General features: G+C 75.1%; 14 protein-coding genes. 4 read left to right on the top strand and 10 right to left on the bottom strand.

Annotation, left to right across the window (positions count from 1 at the left end):
* Nucleotides 1-4: 4 nt before the first annotated feature.
* From AC4H2H_RS17830 to AC4H2H_RS17800, 7 genes are all read right to left on the bottom strand, one after another.
* Complete coding sequence (locus AC4H2H_RS17830) at nt 5-883, bottom strand: TatD family hydrolase (protein WP_494372165.1); 879 nt, start codon at nt 881-883, stop codon at nt 5-7.
* Entirely contained in the window at nt 883-1,596 is a 714-nt protein-coding gene (locus AC4H2H_RS17825) for an EboA domain-containing protein (RefSeq protein ID WP_494372164.1), read from the bottom strand. Before AC4H2H_RS17825 ends, AC4H2H_RS17830 begins: the two co-directional genes overlap by 1 nt.
* Nucleotides 1,593-2,543, bottom strand: coding sequence for a sugar phosphate isomerase/epimerase family protein (locus AC4H2H_RS17820; RefSeq protein WP_494372163.1), 951 nt, complete (start codon nt 2,541-2,543; stop codon nt 1,593-1,595). The genes AC4H2H_RS17825 and AC4H2H_RS17820 overlap by 4 nt, the downstream gene beginning before the upstream one ends.
* Nucleotides 2,540-3,487: an SCO3242 family prenyltransferase gene (locus AC4H2H_RS17815; RefSeq protein ID WP_494372162.1), complete on the bottom strand. Its 948-nt coding sequence runs from the start codon at nt 3,485-3,487 to the stop codon at nt 2,540-2,542. Before AC4H2H_RS17815 ends, AC4H2H_RS17820 begins: the two co-directional genes overlap by 4 nt.
* The gene (locus AC4H2H_RS17810) at nt 3,484-4,725 is read right to left on the bottom strand and encodes an inositol-3-phosphate synthase (protein WP_494372161.1); all 1,242 of its coding nucleotides are present in this window, start codon (nt 4,723-4,725) and stop codon (nt 3,484-3,486) included. Before AC4H2H_RS17810 ends, AC4H2H_RS17815 begins: the two co-directional genes overlap by 4 nt.
* Nucleotides 4,726-5,007: 282 nt before the next feature.
* Nucleotides 5,008-6,498, bottom strand: a complete 1,491-nt coding sequence (locus tag AC4H2H_RS17805) for a hypothetical protein (protein WP_494372160.1) — start codon at nt 6,496-6,498, stop codon at nt 5,008-5,010.
* An 87-nt stretch (nt 6,499-6,585) separates the two neighbouring features.
* Entirely contained in the window at nt 6,586-7,158 is a 573-nt protein-coding gene (locus AC4H2H_RS17800; RefSeq protein WP_494372159.1) for an RNA polymerase sigma factor, read from the bottom strand.
* Nucleotides 7,159-7,332: 174 nt separating this feature from the next.
* On the opposite strand from AC4H2H_RS17800, the gene AC4H2H_RS17795 reads away from it, so the two are divergent.
* Both AC4H2H_RS17795 and AC4H2H_RS17790 read left to right on the top strand, forming a co-directional pair.
* A complete protein-coding gene (locus tag AC4H2H_RS17795; protein WP_494372158.1) occupies nt 7,333-9,174 on the top strand; it encodes a DUF4012 domain-containing protein in 1,842 nt (613 codons plus the stop codon).
* Between the two features lie 283 nt (nt 9,175-9,457).
* Nucleotides 9,458-10,450 (top strand): hypothetical protein, encoded by a 993-nt coding sequence (locus tag AC4H2H_RS17790; RefSeq protein ID WP_494372157.1) that lies wholly within the window; start codon nt 9,458-9,460, stop codon nt 10,448-10,450.
* A 90-nt stretch (nt 10,451-10,540) separates the two neighbouring features.
* On the opposite strand, the gene AC4H2H_RS17785 is transcribed toward AC4H2H_RS17790, so the two are convergent.
* The 3 genes from AC4H2H_RS17785 to AC4H2H_RS17775 all read right to left on the bottom strand — a co-directional run bounded on the left by AC4H2H_RS17785 (nt 10,541) and on the right by AC4H2H_RS17775 (nt 16,560).
* Nucleotides 10,541-11,230, bottom strand: a complete 690-nt coding sequence (locus tag AC4H2H_RS17785; RefSeq protein ID WP_494372156.1) for a hypothetical protein — start codon at nt 11,228-11,230, stop codon at nt 10,541-10,543.
* A 216-nt stretch (nt 11,231-11,446) separates the two neighbouring features.
* Entirely contained in the window at nt 11,447-13,279 is a 1,833-nt protein-coding gene (locus AC4H2H_RS17780) for a glycosyl hydrolase family 18 protein (RefSeq protein ID WP_494372155.1), read from the bottom strand.
* A 221-nt stretch (nt 13,280-13,500) separates the two neighbouring features.
* The gene (locus tag AC4H2H_RS17775; RefSeq protein WP_494372154.1) at nt 13,501-16,560 is read right to left on the bottom strand and encodes a helix-turn-helix transcriptional regulator; all 3,060 of its coding nucleotides are present in this window, start codon (nt 16,558-16,560) and stop codon (nt 13,501-13,503) included.
* Between the two features lie 544 nt (nt 16,561-17,104).
* On the opposite strand from AC4H2H_RS17775, the gene AC4H2H_RS17770 reads away from it, so the two are divergent.
* Together AC4H2H_RS17770 and AC4H2H_RS17765 are read left to right on the top strand one after the other, a co-directional pair.
* Nucleotides 17,105-17,308: a hypothetical protein gene (locus AC4H2H_RS17770; protein WP_494372153.1), complete on the top strand. Its 204-nt coding sequence runs from the start codon at nt 17,105-17,107 to the stop codon at nt 17,306-17,308.
* A complete protein-coding gene (locus AC4H2H_RS17765; protein WP_494372152.1) occupies nt 17,305-18,348 on the top strand; it encodes a CorA family divalent cation transporter in 1,044 nt (347 codons plus the stop codon). The genes AC4H2H_RS17770 and AC4H2H_RS17765 overlap by 4 nt, the downstream gene beginning before the upstream one ends.
* Nucleotides 18,349-18,834 lie beyond the last annotated feature (486 nt).

The raw sequence follows: 18,834 nt of genomic DNA, 5'->3' as shown, positions 1-18,834 counted from the left end.
CCGGCTACTTCCGCGCGCCGCGCAGCACGGACGAGCCCTCGAACTCGACGCCCGGCGTCGGCAGCTCGCCGGCCGTGAAGCCCGGCACCGGGTCGAGCACGAGGTTGCCCGACTGCCCGTAGAACTCGACGGGGTTGCGCCACAGCACCTGGTCCACGTCGTCCTCGGTGAACCCGGCCGCGAGCATGGCCTGCCCGGTCTTGAGCGTCTTGAGCGGGTCGGACCGCCCCCAGTCTGCCGCGGAGTTGACGATCATCCGCTCGGTGCCGTGCTCCTGGAGGATCGCGACCATGCGGTCCTCGTCCATCTTCGTGTCCGGGTAGATCGAGAACCCGGCCCACGCTCCGGCGTCGAGCACGAGCGCCACGTTCGTCTCGTTGAGGTGGTCCACGAGCACGTGCTCGGACGGCACCCCGGACTCGCGCACGACGTCGAGCGTGCGGCGCGTGCCGGCGAGCTTGTCGCGGTGCGGCGTGTGCACGAGGACCGGCAGGTCGACGTCGCGCGCCATCTGGAGCTGGCGGGAGAACACCTCGTCCTCCTCGGGCGTCATCGAGTCGTACCCGACCTCGCCGACGGCGACGACGCCGTCCTTGAGCAGGTAGCGCGGGATCTCGTCGAGCACCTCGCGGCAGCGCGCGTCGTTCGCCTCCTTGGGGTTGAGGGCGATCGTCGCGTGGTGGCGGATGCCGAACTGCGCGGCCCGGAACCGCTCCCAGCCGAGCAGCGCGTCGAAGTAGTCGAGGAACGACCCCACGTTCGTGCGCGGCTGGCCGAGCCAGAACGCCGGCTCCACGAGCGCGCGCACGCCGGCGGCGTACAGGGCCTCGTAGTCGTCCGTCGTGCGGCTCGTCATGTGGATGTGGGGGTCGAAGATGCGCATCAGGCGTCCCTCTCGGTGCTGTTCTGGAAGACGTCCGGGGCGAGGCGGGCGACGTCGTCGGGCACGACGCGGCCGGCCGCGCGGCGCTCGGCGGCGAAGTCGCGGGCCATGCGCGCGAGCTCGTCGTCGGCGCGCTCGTCGAGACCGGCGACGGCGTCGAGGCTCACGCCCATGAACACGAGCTTGAGCACGGCGTGACGCCACGCGTGCTGGTCGAGGTGGGCGGCGGCGAACGGCCCGACCGCCGCGGCGACGAGGCTCTGGTCGTTCGCGCGCAGCGCGTCGGCGGCGAGCTCGACGCCCACCCCGACGACCTCGGGCGCGAGGCTCACGCCCCGTCCGGCGAGCGTGTCGAGCCCGCGCAGCACCCCGCGGCGCTCCGCCGTGTCGCCGCGCTGGTAGAGGTCGGCGAGCCGCGCGGCGAACGACGCGCTGCCGTCCGCGCCGTCGTCGTGCCGGGTCACGTCCGCGAGCGCCACGACGAGCGCGGCGCGCGCCGCGTCGTCGACCGTCCCGTGCACGATCCCTGCGGGGTCGACGTCCGGGCGGCTCGGCGAGCGTCCGACCTTGCGGCCCGCGAGCGCGAACACTCGCTCGACGGCGGCCGGGTCCTGCGCGACGGCGGCGCGCGCCTCGTCGAGCCAGCGCTCGCCGTCAGGCGTCGGGCCGCCGGGCGCGGGGCTGGTCGCCCCGGGGCTGGTGGACTCGGTCATGGCACCTCCTGGGGGTGGTCGGAGTCGCTGGGATCGTGACGGTCGGTGTCGCCGTGCGAGGCGCGACTGTCCCACGCCGCGCGCTGTGCCTCGCGAAGTGCCAGCATGCTGCGGCGAGCGAGACCCGGCGCGTCGTACGAGTGGCGCGGGAGCTCGACGGCGGCGACGCCGGTGTAGCCGACGTCGGCGAGCGTCCCGAGCACGAGCGGGAGGTCGATCTCGCCCTCGCCGAACGGCCGGTGCTCGTGGTGCGTGCGCGGCATGTCGTCGAGCTGGACGTTCGCGAGGTACGGCGCTGCGGCGCGCAGGGCGCCCACGACGCCGTCGGGCTCGACGACGAGGCAGTGCCCGACGTCGACGGTGATCCCGAGCTCCGGCGGCGAACCGACCTCGTCGCGCAGGCGCAGCGCGTCGGCGACGGTCTCGACGAGCATCCCCGGCTCGGGCTCGAGCGAGAGCCGGACGCCGAGCGCACGGGCCTCCTCGACGAGCTCGGGGAGGCGGTCGCGAAGCCGGGCCCACCCGTCGGCCGACGACGCGCCGTCGGGCAGGACGCCCGAGAAGAACGACACGCACTCGGCGTCGAGCGCCGCAGCGATCTCGACGGCGCGGCGCAGGAAGCGCATCCGCGGCTCGGCCTCGGCGTCCACGAGCGTGGGCCGGTGCTTGCGGTACGGGTCGAGGAGGAATCGCGTGCCGGTCTCGACGACGACGCGCATCCCCGCGCCGCCGACCAGCCCGGCGAGTCGTGCGCGCAGCGCGTCGACGCGCTCGCCCCAGCCGTCGGCGAAGGGGTCGAGGTGCGGGAACCCGAGCGTGAGCGCGACGGCGCCGTAGCCCTCGTGGTCGAGCACGTCGAGCGCGACGTCGAGCGGGTGGTCGGTGAAGCCGTTCGTGCCGTAGCCGAGGGTGAACGGCAGCGCGACCGGCTCGACCGTAGCGCTCACGTCTCGCTCATCTCGGCGCGACCCGGCCGGCGACCCGCGCGGCGCAGCAGCCGGCCCGAGACCTCGACGCCCGCGAGGACCGCGACCGACACGAGGCTCCCGTGCCGCGCCGCCCACGCGGCCTGGAGCGGGACCATCGCGCGGATGCCCGCCTTCGTCGCGGCGAAGGCGTTGCCCGCCGAGGGCGTGATCGCGGCGTCGACCTGTCGCGGCAGGCACGTCGCGAGGTAGGCGGCGGTCGCCGCGACGGCGGCGACCCGGGCGACGCGCCCCGTCCCCGCACGCGCCGCGACGTCGGTCGCAGGAGCCGAACCCGACGGGCGCCCCTCGCGGGCGGCGCCCGCGACGACCGACCCGGCCACCGCGAGCGTGCCGGCGGCGACGCCGGCGGCGAGCGACGACGTCGTGCCGTGGACCTCGCCGCGCGACACGACCGTGACGCCGGCGGTGTGCACCGCGAGGCCGGCCGCGGCCGGGAGGGCGGCGCGCAGGTGCCCGACCCCGGCACCCATGAGGACGTCGAGCCCGCGGCACGCGGCCATGACGACCGGCCCGACGGGACGCTCCTTGGCCACGGTGTCGTAGGTCCACACGCTCGCGGCGAGCGGCAGCGCGACGGCGAGCGCCCGGCGTCCGCCGCCGGCCGCCGCGAGCCCGACCCCGGCCGCGGTGAGCCCGACGGCGACCTGCAGCGCCCGCTGCTCCGTCACGCGGCCCGACGGGATGGGCCGCTCCGGGCGCTCGAGTGCGTCGAGGTGCCGGTCCGCGTAGTCGTTGAGCGCCATGCCGCCCGCGTAGAGGCAGGCGGAGGCGAGCGGCAGCAGGGCGCGGCGGGGCGTGAGCGCGTGACCGGCCGCGGCTGATCCCGCGAGCGTGTCGCCGACCACCGACAGGACCGCGGGAGCGCGGACGAGGTCGAGGTGGTCGCGGAGCGTGCCGGTCACGGCCGGGGGTCCGCGTCGTGACCGACGCGAGCACCCGCCTCGCGGACCCAGTCCGCGAGCGCCACGGTCTGCGCGGCGAAGTCGTGGACGGCGCTGCCCCACGGGTCCTTGAAGAAGAACCCGAGCTCCGGCACGGGGCCCGCGTACCCGGCGGCGTGGGCGAGCGCGAGCAGTCGCGCGAGGTCGAGCACGAGCGGAGCGGCGAGCATCGAGTCGTACGCCGACCACGTCGTCTGGAGCGTGAGGCGCGACCCGAGGAAGCCCTCGACGTGCACGTGGTCCCACGCGACCTTGATGTCGCCGAGGTCGGGCACGTTGTCGATGTGCAGCGGCGTGACGTCGCTGCCGGTGAGGTCCTGCAGGCCGCGGGACTTCGACGCGAGCTTGCTCTGCACGGCCTGCGGGTCCGCGAGCGTGGCCCCGTCACCGCCACCGAGGAGGTTCGCGCCCGCCCAGGACAGGACGCGCAGACCGCGCGCGGCGAACGCGGGCGCGAGGATCGTGCGCAACCACGTCTGGCCGGTCTTGCCGTCCTGGCCCGCGACGGGCACGCCACGCTCGGCGGCGAGCTCGAGCAGGACGGGCAGGTACATGCTCGCGGACGGGGTGAACTCCGCGAACGGCGCACCCGCGAGCACGGCCGCGTAGGCCGTGACGGAGCTCGCCGGCAGGACCGCACGGTCCGGGTCGTCGAGCGCGGCGCGCAGCAGGTCGCGGTCCGAGAACTCGGGGAGGGTCTCGGGCAGAGGCTCCGTCGAGGAGAGGTCGACCACGACGACGCGCGCCAGGCCGTGCCGCTCGCGGAAGTCGACGATGTCCGCGGCGAGGCGCTCGGCGGCGGCCTGCTGCGACTCGCGCTGCGCCGTCGCACCGTGGTGACGCGCGTCGTAGCCGCGCCGCACCTCGGCGTCGGCCCGCTCGAGCGCGGTGTGCGCGGCCGCGAGCAGACGCGGCGCGATCATGCCCGCCTCGACGAGGAGCTCGGCGCGCTTGACCATCGACACGTCGGTGACGTCGTGCCCGCCCACCACGATGTCCCCGAAGGCGGGCAGGGGCGCCGACGCGAACGGCTCCTGGACCGTCACGCAGCCCGTGGGTGCGGCGCGGCCGTCGCTGATCGCCGCGAGCCCGAGGGTCGCGGTCGTGGCGACCGATCCCCGCGCTCCCACGAGCCACAGCCCGGTGCGTGCGGCCGGGTCCGGACGGTCGGTCGATCCGTCAGGCGCGAAGTGGTGCATCGTTGCTCCTGGTCATCGACGAGACGCGGACGCCTCGCGTGGTACGACGGCGATGGCCTCCCTGCCACCGTCGAGACCGTACGCTCGGGCGTGAGGCGTGTGAACGCTCTCGCGACCCGGTGGCGCCCGGTCTGCAGCGACCCTAGTTCCACTTTTGTCGATGGTCAATCAAAAGCAGACCGACTTCCGCGACGCAAGACGCTTGCACGATGCAAAAGCAGCCCAGCGCGGGGTGACGAGGTCGACGAGGCGGCGGGAGGGACGACTGGCGACCGCGACCCCTCAGCCGGCCGGCGCGAAGTCGAGCTGGTCGTCCGCGACGGCCACGACGGACCAGACGTTGCCGTCGGCGTCGCTCAGTTCGTAGGCGGGCAGGAGCACCGCGGCGCCGTCGGGCTGGTGCTGCACCGCGAGGCCCAGCCGGGCGTCGGTGATGGTCACGTCCGTCACGGGCCAGGCGAACCGCGCGCCCTCGCCGACGGTCGGGGGGACCGTGGGCACCTCGGGCTCGACCGGAGCGATCTCCGGCACCGCCTGCAGGCCCTCCGCGCGCGCCCACAGGACCGGCCCGCCCGCGCCGAAGCGCGGGTCGCCGAGACGCTCGACGGCCTCGGCCGGGCTCACGACGTCGTACATGCCGAGCGGGACGCGCGGCGCGAGGCTCCCGTAGAGCGACGCGAGGCCCGCGCCCGAGTAGGTCGCGTTCCACGACGTCCCGGTGCGCTGCCCGTCGACGACCTCGTGCGCGGTGACCGACGTCGCACGCGGCGCCTCCTGCTCCGCGACCTGGTCGTCGGCCACGATCTCGTACCCCGCGGGGTCGAGTCCCAGCGCCGTGAGCACGCCGCCGAGCTGGTCGACGGCGGCGTCGCGGCCGGGCGGGACGCCGTGGTCCGCCTCGGCGCACGTACCGGGCTCGACCGGCATCACGTCCGGGGTCTCGGCGCCCTCCGAACCCTCCGCCCCGGTCCCGCCGCCGTCCGCGGGCATCGGCGTCACGACGACGCACCCCCACGGATCCTTCGACGGGTCGTGGTAGCTCACGCTCGCGAGCCCGTCGGGCTGGAGCGAGACCGACGGGCCGGACCCGTCGCGCGGGCCGACGACGTACGACCCCCACTCCTGGCTCACGTCCCCGGAGACCCCGAGCACGTCAGCGACGCGCCGCGCCGTCTCCCCCGAGAACGCGCCCGCGGCGGCGTAGGCCCACGCCTCGGCGCTGCTTCCCTGCGTCGACAGCCCGTCCTGGTGGAACACCGTCCGTCCGCCCCACGAGCCCGGGTACGCCATGTCCGCGGCGACGCGCGAGTCCGCGCTGAATCCCTGGTCGGCTGCGCCCCGCTCGGTACTCGCGACCGTCGACTCCTCCTGGGCCGAACCCGCCGCGTCGAGCTGGATCGGTGCGAGCGCCGAGAACTCGGCGGTCGTGTCGCCCGCCGACCCCGTGCCGCCGCCCGCCCCGAGCGCGTACCCGCCGACCCCCACGACGAGCACGCCCGCGACGGCCGCCGCGACCTGCAGCGGCACGCGGCGCCGGGCCCGGCGCTCACGGCGCTCGGCGAGCTCGTCCGCGACGGTGCCACCCGGCCCGTCCGGGCCGGTGAGCGGCACAGCAGGCGGAGTCTGCGCGCTCGGCGCCGTCAGGGCCTCGGGGACCCGGGCGCGGACTGCCGCCTCGAGGGCGAGCTGGTCCGGCGCGGCGTCGGACGCAGGGTCGGCGGCGCGCAGCCGCGCGAGGGCCTCGTCGGGACCGTCGGGGGTGTTCGTGGTCATGTCGACTCCTGGTACTGCGGGGCGGGGTCGCGCACGACCCCGGATCGTCCACGGACGAGGTGCCGTCCGTCTACGCGGGATGTGTCGTCAGGACCCGGTCTCTTGCGCGACCGACTGCTCCGACCACGCAGCGCGCAGCCGCGCCCGGGCGCGCGAGAGCGCGGCGTCGGCACCGCCGCGCGACGTCCCGAGCACCGCGGCCAGGTCGTCGCCGCCGAGACCCTCCCACGCGTGCAGGAGGAGGATCCGCCGGTCGCGGACGGACAGCACTGCCAGCGCGCGGCGCACCTCGTCGTCCTGGACCACCACGTGCTCGACGTCGGCGCCCGCGTCGGGCCGCTCCGGCACGTCGGCGACGGGCAGCGCACGCGCCTTGCGGCGGTGGTTGGCGAGCACGAACCCGGCGGTGCGGTACAGCCACGGCAGCTCGGCGCCGTCGGGCACGTCCGCGCGACGGCGCCATGCGGTCGCGAGGACCTCGGCCGTGAGGTCGTCCGCGTCGGGGCCGACCGCGCCCCCGGCGCTCGGCAGCCGGCGCCGGAAGTAGCGATAGAGCGCGGTCGCGTGGGCCGCGAACAGTGCGGCGAACCAGTCCGCGTCGTGCGGCGGGTCGGCGGGCGTGTCGGCGGACGTCTCGTCGGGCGACGCGTCGGTCGTCACGGCGGCTCCTCGGCTGCGGGCAGGGCTGTCAACCGCTCTGTGTCGTGGGACGGGGCGTCCTTGCACCGCTTCTCGGCGAGCGGGTGCCGGGCCGGCACCCCGTGCGGTGGTTCACCCGGACCTCACCCGCGACAGCACCGATCCTGCCACCTGGCAGCACCTACGCTGTGGATCATGTCGACGACGGAGCGCGCCGAGCGGACGACCCCGCACCGCCGTCGTCGCTGGGGCCGGTGGGTGGGCTGGGGGCTGCTCCTGCTCGTGGTGCTGCTCCTCGTCGCCGCGGGCCTCCTCGTCCGCGACGCGCTCACCGCGCGCGACGCTCTCCTGAGCGCGATGGACGAGGTCCCGGCCGCCGAGGACGCGCTGCGCGCGGGCGACGTCGCGACGGCCGACGCCGTGCTCGCCGACGTCCAGCCGCTCACTGCCGAGGCCCGCTCGAGCACCGACGGGCCGCTGTGGTCGCTCGCGGTGCACCTGCCCCTCGTCGGCCAGGACGTCCGCGCCTTCTCGGCCCTGGCCGCCACGGTGGACGACCTCGCCGCCACGGTGCTCCCGTCCCTCACGCAGGCGCTCTCCACGGTCGAGGGCGACGCCCTGACCCTCACGGCGGACGGCGTCGACCTGACGCCGCTCGTCGAGGCCGCCCCAGGCGTCGCGGACGCGGCGCGGGCGTTCGACGACATCGACGCGCGGCTCGCCACCGTGGATCCCGACGCGCTCCACGCCGAGGTCGCCGAGCCGTACGCCCAGCTCGTCGCGCGGACCGACGACCTGCGGCCGGTCGTGCGCACCGCCGACCGTCTGACCAGCCTCGGTCCGGCGATGCTCGGTGCCGACGGGCCCCGCCGGTACCTGCTGCTCGCGCTCAACAGCGCCGAAATACGCGCGGGGGGCGGCATCCCCGGGGCGCTCGCCGTGCTCGTGGTCGACGGCGGACGCGTGAGCCTCGAGCGACAGGCCTCGACCTCCGACGTCCCGCCGTTCGACGCTCCGGTGCTCCCGCTCGAGCCGGGCGTCGAGGACCTCTTCACCGACCGGGTCGGGCGCTTCGTCCAAGACACGCCGCTCACCCCCGACTTCCCCACGACCGCCGCGCTCACGGCCGAGATGTGGGAGCGGGCCCAGGGCGAGACTCTCGACGGCGTCGTCGCGACCGATCCCGTCGCGCTCTCCTACCTGCTCGAGGCGACCGGGCCGCTCGACGTGGACCTCGCCGCTACCGGCGTCGAGGGCACGACGACGATCGACGCGGGGAACGTCGTGCGGATCCTGCTCTCGGACGCGTACGCGGAGCTCGAGCCGGGACCGCAGACCGACGCGTTCTTCGCGGCCGTCGCGAACCGCGTCCTCGGGGCGTTCCTGGGCGGCACGGCGGACCCGGGCCTCGCGCGCGACGCGCTCGTCCGCGGGGCGGAGGAGCACCGCGTGCTCGTGTGGTCGGCCCGGGCCGACGAGCAGGAACGCCTGGCCGGGACGATCCTCGCAGGCGACATCGACACCGCGGAGCGCGCCGCGGGCTCCGTGGGCGTCTTCCTCAACGACGCGACGGGCGGCAAGATGAGCTACTACCTCGACTCCGACGTCGCCCTCACCGGCAGCGCGTGCACGGCCGACGGGCGCGTGGACACCTTCAGCGCGACCTTCACCTCGACCGCTCCTCCCGACGCCGCGACGAGCCTGCCGTGGTACGTCACGGGCGGCGGGATCTCGGGCGTCGAGCCCGGCCGCGTGCGTTCGCTCGTGGCGCTCTACCCGCCGCGCGGCGGACAGGTGGACACCGTGCGCGTCGGCGGCGCTCCCACCGGTGCGCTCGTGGCGGAGGTCGCCGGCCGGCGGGTCTCATCGCTGCCCGTCGAGCTCGGCCCCGGAGAGAGCACGACCGTGACGTTCACCGTTGCGACCGCCGCCGACGCACCGTCCGCTCCCGGCACCGGTGCGGCCGTCGACCTCTGGACGACGCCGACGGTGTCGGAGCCCGGCCTGGACGTGGTCCCCGTCGCGTCGTGCGGCTGATCTCCCCGAGCCGGTGATCACGGCGAGGTAACGATGGCGCCGGCCGCAAACAATTCACCCGGACGACCGTCCAACTCCACGGGCGATCATCGCTAGCCTGGCGGCAGTCGTTCCTTCCCGTGCCACCGGTTCCTCCGCGCATCACCAGCACCGGTGCATCACGGACCGCCCCTCGGGGCTCTCTGAGTACCGGAACTCCATGATCGGCCCCCACGATCCCTGAACCAGGACGGGTGAAGAAGCCATGCGTACGTCGAAGCGACTTCGCAGCCGAGGACGGGCGGTGCTCGTCGGAGCGCTCACGGCCGCGGCCGCCCTCGTGACCGTACCGCTCGTCGCGTCGTCCGCGAGCGCCGACACGGACCCGGAGACCTACGTCCCGGAGATCACCGTCGCCTCGCCGGTGTGCGACGGCGACGTGCCCTACCTCGAGTACGTCTTCGAGCTGCCCGAGAACTACGAGGGCGACCCGGCGGACCCGCTCACGATCACGTGGGTGAACCCCGACGGGGACGATGTCGTCCAGTCCGGGCTCCCGCTCGCCGGTCGCGTGCTGTGGCCGGGCGCCGTCGTCGACGACGCGGGGGACCCGGTCGACTGGCCGGGCTGGAGCCTCGTGGACGGCGAGTGGGTCGTCGGCGACGAGCTCGACTGGGTCCGCGAGGGCGTGACCGTGGTCTTCGAGGTCAACCCGACCGCCGAGACGGTCGTGGCCTACCCGCCGTCGTCGCCCGACTGCGCGACCAACCCGCCGGGGACCCCGACCATCGAGGTCGACGTCCTCACGCCGGTGTGCGTCGACGGCGTGTCCTACCTCGACTACGGGGTCTCCGTGACCGGCACGCCCAGCACGACGACCACGCTCACCTGGCACAACCCCGACGGCGACGACGAGGTCATGACCGACCTGCCGCTCACGGGACGCGTCCTGTGGCCCGGGGCGTACCCCGAGCGCTTCGTCGACCTGCCCGAGGACGAGGGGTGGGAGCTCGTGAACAACATGTGGCTCAACACCGCGACGCACGGCTGGGCCGCGGGCACGGTCGACGTGACGTTCGCCGTGAACCCCGAGGTCACCGTCCCCGTGACGTACCCGCAGGACACGAGCAACTGCTTCCCGGGCACGACCACGGTCGCCAACCCCGTCGCCGGAAGCCAGAACCCCACGCTCGCCGCGACCGGAGCGACCGTCGGCCTCTACGCGGCGATCGCGGCCGGGCTGGCCGTGGTCGGCGCGGCGGCCGTCCTGCTGACGCGCCGCGCCCGCAAGGGCTGATCGCCCCTCCGGTCCCCTGACGGCCGGACGGACGACGAAGGCCTCGCACCCTCGGGTGCGAGGCCTTCGTGCTGCCGCGGCCGGGACGGCTCAGACAGCCGCCCACCCCCCGGCGGCGAGGCGCGACTCGAGGCCCTCGAAGGCCCAGCGGTCGACGACGAGCACCGGACCGGCGGGACCGTCGGGCACGTACCACTGGAGCTGCTCGACCGTGCGGACCTCCGTCCCCGCGCCGTCGACGCACGTGAGCGTCCAGCGCGCGAGCGTCGCGGTCGAGCCCGCGACCTCGACGTCGGCCTCGGACGCCTTGGCGACCGGGTGTGCGGCGAGCGCGTCCGCGCCGGGGCAGGTCGCGCCGTCGGGCACGTGCGCCGCAGCCGGGTCGACGCCCTCGAGGGCGCCGCCCGAGAGGATCTCGAAGCTCGGGCACGCGGCGTCCTCGGGGCAGCCGCCCGCGCGGACCTGGGTGAGGCCGTCGGCCGGCTGGAGGACCGACCAGTACTCGGCCGCGGGGAGCTCGAGCGGTCCGACGGCGACCTGGCTGCCGTGGTCGGCGTGGTCGCCGTGCTCCCCGTGCTCGTCGGCGGCGGCCGGGCCCGAACCGCCCTCGGCGGCCGCGTCGCCGGAGGGATCGCCGGTCGCCCCCGGGTCACCCGTGCATGCCGTGACGAGCCCGGTGAGGAGCCCGACGAGGACGACGGCGGTCCACGGCCGGAGCCGGGAGCGACGAGGAGGCGGCGTGGCGGCGGGGGGACGCAGCAGGCTGCGGTGCTGATGCACGTGTCATGCCCTTTCACGATCGGAGCACCCCGTCGCCCACTGGGGAGGGCGACGGGGACACCTCGTCCGTCCCGACACGCTAGCGAGCGCGCGGTGCGGCGGAGATGCGGGAGAACCACACGATGCCGGCCCGCGGGTACGGGATTCCCCGTACCCGCGGGCCGGTCGGGACGGCGCGTCAGGCGGGTGCCGCGGGACGCCGTCGTGGGCGGGGCGTCAGCAGGCGCCCAGGGCCTGCCAGGGCCCGTGCTGCTCCGCGCCGGGGACGTCGTTCTGCGTCCACCACTTCGCGCGGTAGCTCTGGCCCTGGTGGGAGACCGTCGCGCCGCCGGTGTAGACGGCGCTCGCCGACCACGCGGGCGCCGTGCACGCGCCCGGGTCCGTCGGGTCCGTCGGGTCCGTCGGGTCGCCGCCGCAGTCGCCGACCAGCTCCCACGGGCCGCCCGCCGACGGGTTCTCACCCTGCGTCCACCACTTCGCGCGGTAGCTCTCGCCCTGGTGGGACACCGTCGCGCCGCCGGTGTAGACGGCGGTCGCCGACCACGCCGGCGCCGTGCAGGTACCCGGGTCCGTCGGATCCGTCGGGTCGGTCGGGCCGTCGGTCCCCTCGACCGGTCCGGCGGGCGCGGCACGCAGGGTGTCGGTGAACCCGCCGAGGAGGGTGCCGTCGTGGTTGCCGGAGAGGTCCCACCACATGCCGCCACCCAGCTTCTTGTCCGCGACGTAGTCCGCCTTCGCGGCCACCGACTGCGGGTTGTCGTAGCTCCACCACTGGTCGCCGTCGTAGCGCCAGGCCGAGACGGTCTCGGGGTCGTAGTAGTCCTGACCGCGCGTGCGGAGCTTGTCGTAGTCCTCGTTGCCTGCCTCCCACGTGCCGGGCGCCGCGCCGTTCGCCGCGGACCAGGGCTCGGCCGAGCCGACACCCTTCCAACCGCGGCCGTACATCGCGAGCCCGATGCCGAGCTGGGCCGGGTCGATGCCCGTACGCAGGTATTCGTTCACGGCCTTCTCGACGCTGAACTGCCGGTTGGCCGCCCGCGGGTCGGCGGGGTCGTCGTAGAGGTTGCCCTGGTGCCCGGCGAGCGCCGGGTCCCAGGCGCCGTGCAGGTCGTAGCCCTGGACGTTGCCGAAGTCGAGGTACTGGAAGTTCTCCGGGTCGTTCCACCCGCCCGCGGCGATGTCGTCGGGGTTCGCCGGGAGGAACGCGGACAGCAGGTAGTCCTTGCCGGTCTGCGCGCCGTACGCGTCGAGCTGCGTGCGGAACTCCTTGAGCAGGAGCGTGAAGTTGCGCGCGTCGTTCACGACGTCGACGTGGTTGCCCTCGAGGCCGTTGTTCGAGCCGGGCCACTCCCAGTCGATGTCGATGCCGTCGAACACGCCCGCAGCGGCCCCTGCGCCCCCGCGGCCGTCGATCACCGGCAGGTTGCCCTTGATGTAGAGGTCGATGCACGACGACACGAGCTTCTTGCGGGACGCATCGGTCGCGGCGGCCTTCGAGAAGTTCTTCGACCAGGTCCAGCCGCCGAGGGAGATCATCGGCCGCAGGTGGGGGTTCTTCGCCTTGAGCTGCTTGAGCTGGTTGAACGAGCCGGCGAGCGGCTGGTCCCAGACGTCGGCGACACCCGCGACGGAGTTCGCCGCGGTGTAGCCCATGCCGAAGTCCGCCCAGGCGTCGCCCGCGCCGTCGGACCCGTTCGGCCCGGTCCCCTGCGCCTTGTTGGCGATGAAGCACGTGAGCGTCTGGTGGTGGATGTTGCCGAACGAGTAGTTGATGTGGGTGAGGTCCTGGGCGGCGCCCGAGTCCTGGACCTTCTTGAGCTGGAAGTTGCGGCCGTACACGCCCCACTGCGTGAAGTAGCCGACGTTGCGGTAGCCGTTGACGTCGCTGTCGCCGGGGTTCGCGACCGCCGCCGGGGCGGCCTCGACGGCCTGCGCCGGCGCCACGGCGGCGAGGAGCCCGCCGACGAGGGCCGTGGCGGTCGCGAGCGCCGCGAGGCGAGCGCCGCGCCGTCCGGATCGGGGTGGTCTGCTGCGGAGGGACACGTCCATGGGTCCTGCCTCGTGCTCGTGCGGTGGACGACGACGGCACCCGCCGGGGAGCGCCGTCGTCGCCCTGGGTCACCCCGAACGTAACGATCCGGACTGCCCGCGTGATCCGCGCTTCCCACAGTGTTCTCGGTCTGAACTTACCCGCACCGTAAGGGGAACCTCGTAGGACGGACCGTGACGCACCGGGTCGTACCGGGGCGTACCGTCGAGAAGTCCTCGGGTCAGCGGCCGACCCGGTGCGCGAGCACCGTGAGCTCGACGCGCGAGCGCACCCCGAGCTTGCGGAAGACGCGGCCGAGGTGGACCTCCACCGTGCGCACCGAGAGGAAGAGCTGGTCGGCCGCCTCGCGGTTCGAGGCGCCCTGCACCACGAGCAGCGCGACGTCGAGCTCGCGCTCCGTGAGCTCGTCGGACCACCGCCCGCGCAGCTCGGCGAGCGCCTCGTCGGAGACGTCGCTCTCGCGCGCCGCGAGGCGGCACGCGTCCGGCGGGACGGCGGGCCGGTCGAGGCCGTGCCCGCCGGGCGCGCCACCGGGCAGCGCCCACAGCGGCGACCCGGACGAGATCACGAGCGGCACCCCGGACGTGATCGCCGACGGCGGCCCGGTCGGGACCGCTCGCGCCCCCGTGCCGCCGTCGCCGCCGTCGCCGTCGCCGTCGCCGGCGACCGGACGGCCGAGCTGGCGCACCACCTCCGCGTGCTCGTCGCGCGCGACGGTCGTCCACGCGTCCGCACCTGCGTCCCCGAACAGCTCGATCGCCGACAGGAACAGCCCGTGCGAGCGCTGGAGCTCGCCCGCGCGCACGAGCGCCCGCGCCGCGCAGAGGTCGGTGCGGGCGTGCTCGTAGGGCGAGGCCGTGGTCCGGTTCACGCGCGTCGCGCGGTCGAGCGGGGGGCCGAGGTCCTCCGGGGCGGCGAGGGCCACCTCCGCACGCGCGATCGCCGCGGCTCGTAGCGACGGCGGGAGCTCCTTCGCCTCGACCCTGCGACGGGACAGCGCGCGGTGCGCCGCGTCGTGGCGCCCCGCCACCACCCACGCCTCGACGTCGTCCAGCCCGGGCAGCGGGAGCATGCGTGCGCTGTCAGGGCGCTCGCGCTCCGCCGCGAGCTCGAGCAGCGTCGCCGCCTGCGTGACGTGGTGGGCGAACGCGGCGCCCATCGCGCGGTCGACGAGGAGGCCGAGGCGTACGGGCCGGGACGTCGGGCTGGCGCACGTCTCCTCGAGCGCCGTTGCGACGGGGCCCACCATGCCGCGGGTCATCATGTCGACCCGTCGCGCGGCCGCGACGCCGAGGCTCGCGAGCGGCAGGCCCAGCGGGAGGCGGTACGCCGCCTCGGCGATCTCGTCGGCCGCCCGCGTGAGCGTCCCGCGCCACACGTGGACCAGGACCTGCGCGAGCCGTACGTGGGCTTCGGCGAGCGGCGTGAGCGCGACGTCGGGCCCGTCGAACCAGCGGCCGCCGTCGCGCACGGGGGCCAGCGAGGCGACGGCGCTCGCGAGGGTCTGCGCGGCGTCGTCCGTCCGGTCGTCGGCGGCGAGCGCGAACGCCCGGCAGACCTGCAGCGCCGCCTCGTGGTCCGGTCCGAGGTCGGCGTCGGGCACGGCCGCGCGCTCGCCGACGCCGAAGACCGACGCCCACGACCGGGCGAGCGCGAGCTCGGCCCGGGTCGCGGCGTCGTCGCACCACGACGCCAGGTGGGCGGCGGTGTCGAGCAGCTGCGTCGTGCTCATGCCGTCCCCGCGCTCGGCGTGCAGGCGCGCGGCGGCCAGGACCCCCGCCACGACGCCGGGCACCGCGTCGGGCGCGAGGCCGTCGGGCCGGCCGGCGCGCAGGTACGGGGCGAGGACGTCGTCGGGGACCTGGCCCTCGGCGAGCGTGAGCGCCTCGACGAGCGGGCCGAGCGTGCGCGCGCGCAACGCGTCGTCGCCGCTGCGGGACGCCTTGCGCAGCCAGTCGGCCGCGTCCTGCACGTGCCCCGAGCGGAGCGCCGCGACCCCGGCGAGCGCGAACGCCTCCGCGCGGTGCTCCCCCGCGGCCTGGCTCGCGGCCTCGCGCGCGACCTCGTGCGCCCAGACGACGTCGCCGCGGTCGAGGTGGCGGCGTGCGACGCGCAGGAGCCCGGGCACGAGCTCGGGGTTCCCCGCGAGCGTCGCGAGCGCGGTGTGCCACACCGCCATGTCCGGCTCGCCCGCCCGCCGGTGCGCGTCCGCGAGCGCGGCGTGCGCCGCCGTCCGCCCGGCGAGGCGGGCCTCGGTGTGGACGAGCGAGCGCATCCTGGGGTCTACGAACGCGAAACGCCCACCCACGAGCGCGAGGTGCTCGGCGAGCGGGCCGTCGAGCACGTGCGAGATCTCGAGCCCCGCGGCCGAGAGCAGCAGCTCGGTACGGTCGACGACCGCGACGGCGGCGCAGAGGAGCACGTGCCGCTCGTCGTCGCTGAGAGCCGCCAGGCGGTCACCCAGCAAGGACCGCACCGCGGGCACCGCCGGAAGCGGGTCAGGCAGGATCGAGCCGCCCGAGAGCTGCTCGGCCGTGAGGAGCGCGGCGGTCTGCGTGATCGCGGCCGCGTTCCCGCCGAGGAGCTGCGCGAGGTGCGCGGCGACGTGGGGCGCGACGGCGAGACGTCTCTCCACGAGCAGGACGTGCAGCGCGTCCGCCGGTGCGAGCGGCGGGACGCTGCGGAGCTCGAACGGGCCGGAGGCCGGCTCGAGGGCTCCGGCCGCCGCCGTGGCGAGGAGGACGACGGGCGCACGCCGCTGCGCGACGAGGCTCGCCAGGACCGACCGGCTGTGCTCGTCGACGACGTGGAGGTCGTCGGCCACGAGGACCGTCGTCGCGCCGTCGAACGCCGCGAGGAAGAGCTCCCCGAGCGCGACGGCGGCGACCTCGGGCAGCAGGCCGTGCGCGGGGTCCGCGACGTCGAGCGCACGGGCGAGGCCGCTCGGCACCGCGACGCCCGCGAGCTGGGAGGCCTGCGAGACGAGCGCGGCGACCGTCGAACCGGGTGACGCGGTGCCGGCGGGCGGACGACAGCGCAGCACGACCGTGGGCCGCCCGAAGGGATGCGTCGCGACGGCCTCGCACACGAGCTCGAGCGTCGCGCTCGAGCCCATGCCCGGCTCCGCCGTCCAGACGAGCGCACCCTTGCCCTCGGCCACGGCCGCCAGCGCGAGATCGACCTCCTGGGCGCGCGACGAGAGTCGTTCGAGACGGCGCGCGGACCGGGCGTCGGCACGACGGACCGGATCGGGTACCACGTAGTCCTGCTCATCTGCCATGCGTCGGGACCCTCCGTCCGGGGGCATCGTCGCCCGTCGACAGATGAAATGTTAACAACCCTCCGTAAACGAGGCGCTTCCCCCCGGTTCCCCCGTGGTGACGCGCCCGCCACCAGGGACGGCGAACCTGGCCCATGCTTGCCCTGGTGGCCGAACGGGGTCTAGCCTGACCCGGTCCCCCTGCCGCGGCCACGGTCCTCGTGCGCCCGGCCGAGGTGCGGCGCCCAGGGGCGCCGCCGCCACGAGAGCGAGGTGAGCCCGTGCCTGACGGCAGCAGTCATAGAACCGTGCACTGTGCGCTCACCCCCCGTGGCCCTCGACCGGCCCGCTGACGGCGCCGACCCGCTCCCCGAGCGGTCATCACGTCGGCCGGCACCTCAGCCGTCGAACCGGTCGTCCCTCGCAGGGAGGTCGCCAGTGCGCTCCGTGTGCGCCACGCGTGCACGCCACCGCCGGACCTCCCTCGCGTGCACCCCGCGCGCCGTCGTACACCGTGCGAAACGGCCGCCCGGCGCGCCCGCGCCCGCCGGAAAGGACGACCACCATGACCCTCCGCACGACCGCGCGCCCCCAGACGCCGCGCACGCACACCCCGCGCGGGTCGACCACGCGCGCGCCGACCACGCGCTCCCGCCGGCGTGCCCGACCCGGCCTCGAGCGGCAGTCGATCTCGTTCACGGTCGGCCTCTACCTGTTCATCTGCGGCGCACTCCTGCTCGCCCACCTCACGGCCGGAGGTGCCTCGTGACGACGACCTTGCCCGACGCCCCGTCCACCGTCGACCAGCACCGGCACGTCCGAGGGCCCGGTACGGACACCGGGGGCACGGACACCGGGGGCACGGGCACCGGCTACGGCACCGGCCCGGGCGCGGCGGCGCGCTTCGACCCGCGGGTGCTGCGGTCGCGATGGGTCCAGGTCGCCGCGGGCGACCCCGACGCCGCGGCGCGCGCCGCCGAGCACGGCGTCGACTTCGCCGCCGCGGGCGGGCGCGTGTGGGAGACCGACGCGCACGTCTACCTGCCCGTCGTCGCGACGCGACGCCACGGCGAGCACGTCCTGCACGAGCGGATCGTGCTCGCGCTCTCGCCCGACGTCGTCGTGACGGCGCAGCCCGAGCGGCACTACGCCGTCTTCGACAAGGCCATCGCGCGCATGCGCCGCACGCCGTGGCTCATCCGCTCGTCGTACGGCGTCGCGTACGCGCTGCTGTACGCGCTCAACGAGGCGGCGGACCGCGTCGTCGCGCACGCGAGCGACCTGCTCGAGGACATGTCCGACGAGATCGACGAGGCCACGCGCGGCGTCGACGCGCGCGGCCGCGAGATCGGCGTGAGCGACATGCAGGAGACGATCACGCGCATGAACCGCGCCGAGGAGATCGTGTCGCGCGCGCAGGAGTCGCAGCTCTCGCTCGCCCGCGCGGCCCGGCACCTGCGCAGCGAGATCGCCGACACCGACCCCGTGCTCGCGGGGCTCGTCGAGACGCTCGTCGCCGACGTCGACGGCGTCAAGCAGCACGCCGGGTTCGAGCACGACAAGGTGCGCTACCTCCAGCAGGCGATCATGACCTCGCTCGACGTCAAGCAGGCGCAGATCGTCAAGGTGTTCACGATCATCACCGCCGTCTTCCTGCCGCCCACGCTCATCGCGTCGTTCTACGGCATGAACTTCACGCACATGCCCGAGCTCGACCGCCCGTACGGCTTCACGCTCACGCTCCTGCTCACCCTCGTGGCGGCCGTCATCCCGCTCGCTTACATCAAGCGCCGAGGCTGGCTGCGCTGACATCCTCGACACCGAGGTAGAACTCTGGTCGTGGTCGTGGTCGGGTCCGCGGGCGGGGCGGCGTCGGTGCTCGGACTGTCCGCGCCGTCACCCTGGTCCGTCGGGCGTGGGTCTCAGGAGCGCGGCCTTGACGCCCTTCGCATCCGACACCGCCCCACCCGCTCACCCATCACCTCACCGGCGATCGGTTCCGCCCAGGCCCGCCGACGTAGAAGCCGGTCGGCCGAGGTAGAAGCCTGGTCGTCGGGGTCGAACCGTCGGCCGATCAGACCGTGGCCACGCGCCGAACATGACCTGAGTGTCGTTATCCAGGCCGAGGCGACACTCAGGTCATGGTCGACCGCGCGTCATGACGTGCTCGACGACGGCCCGGGGCGCGGGCGCCGCCGCGCGGCGAGACACCGAGACGGCGAGGCGCCGATGCGGCGTGATGGCGGGAGATGGGCCCCGCGGGCCGTTGGCCCGGGTGAGCACCGACCGGGGTAG

The organism is Cellulosimicrobium sp. BMG9.22, from assembly GCF_059159975.1.
This window is presented reverse-complemented; position numbering and strand designations above follow the sequence as displayed.

Coding starts and splice junctions, on each gene's coding strand:
- AC4H2H_RS17830 (WP_494372165.1), bottom strand. CDS start 883: ATGCGCATCTTCGACCCCCACATCCACATGACGAGCCGCACGACGGAC.
- AC4H2H_RS17795 (WP_494372158.1), top strand. CDS start 7,333: ATGTCGACGACGGAGCGCGCCGAGCGGACGACCCCGCACCGCCGTCGT.
- AC4H2H_RS17805 (WP_494372160.1), bottom strand. CDS start 6,498: ATGACCACGAACACCCCCGACGGTCCCGACGAGGCCCTCGCGCGGCTG.
- AC4H2H_RS17825 (WP_494372164.1), bottom strand. CDS start 1,596: ATGACCGAGTCCACCAGCCCCGGGGCGACCAGCCCCGCGCCCGGCGGC.
- AC4H2H_RS17770 (WP_494372153.1), top strand. CDS start 17,105: ATGACCCTCCGCACGACCGCGCGCCCCCAGACGCCGCGCACGCACACC.
- AC4H2H_RS17780 (WP_494372155.1), bottom strand. CDS start 13,279: ATGGACGTGTCCCTCCGCAGCAGACCACCCCGATCCGGACGGCGCGGC.
- AC4H2H_RS17775 (WP_494372154.1), bottom strand. CDS start 16,560: ATGGCAGATGAGCAGGACTACGTGGTACCCGATCCGGTCCGTCGTGCC.
- AC4H2H_RS17810 (WP_494372161.1), bottom strand. CDS start 4,725: ATGCACCACTTCGCGCCTGACGGATCGACCGACCGTCCGGACCCGGCC.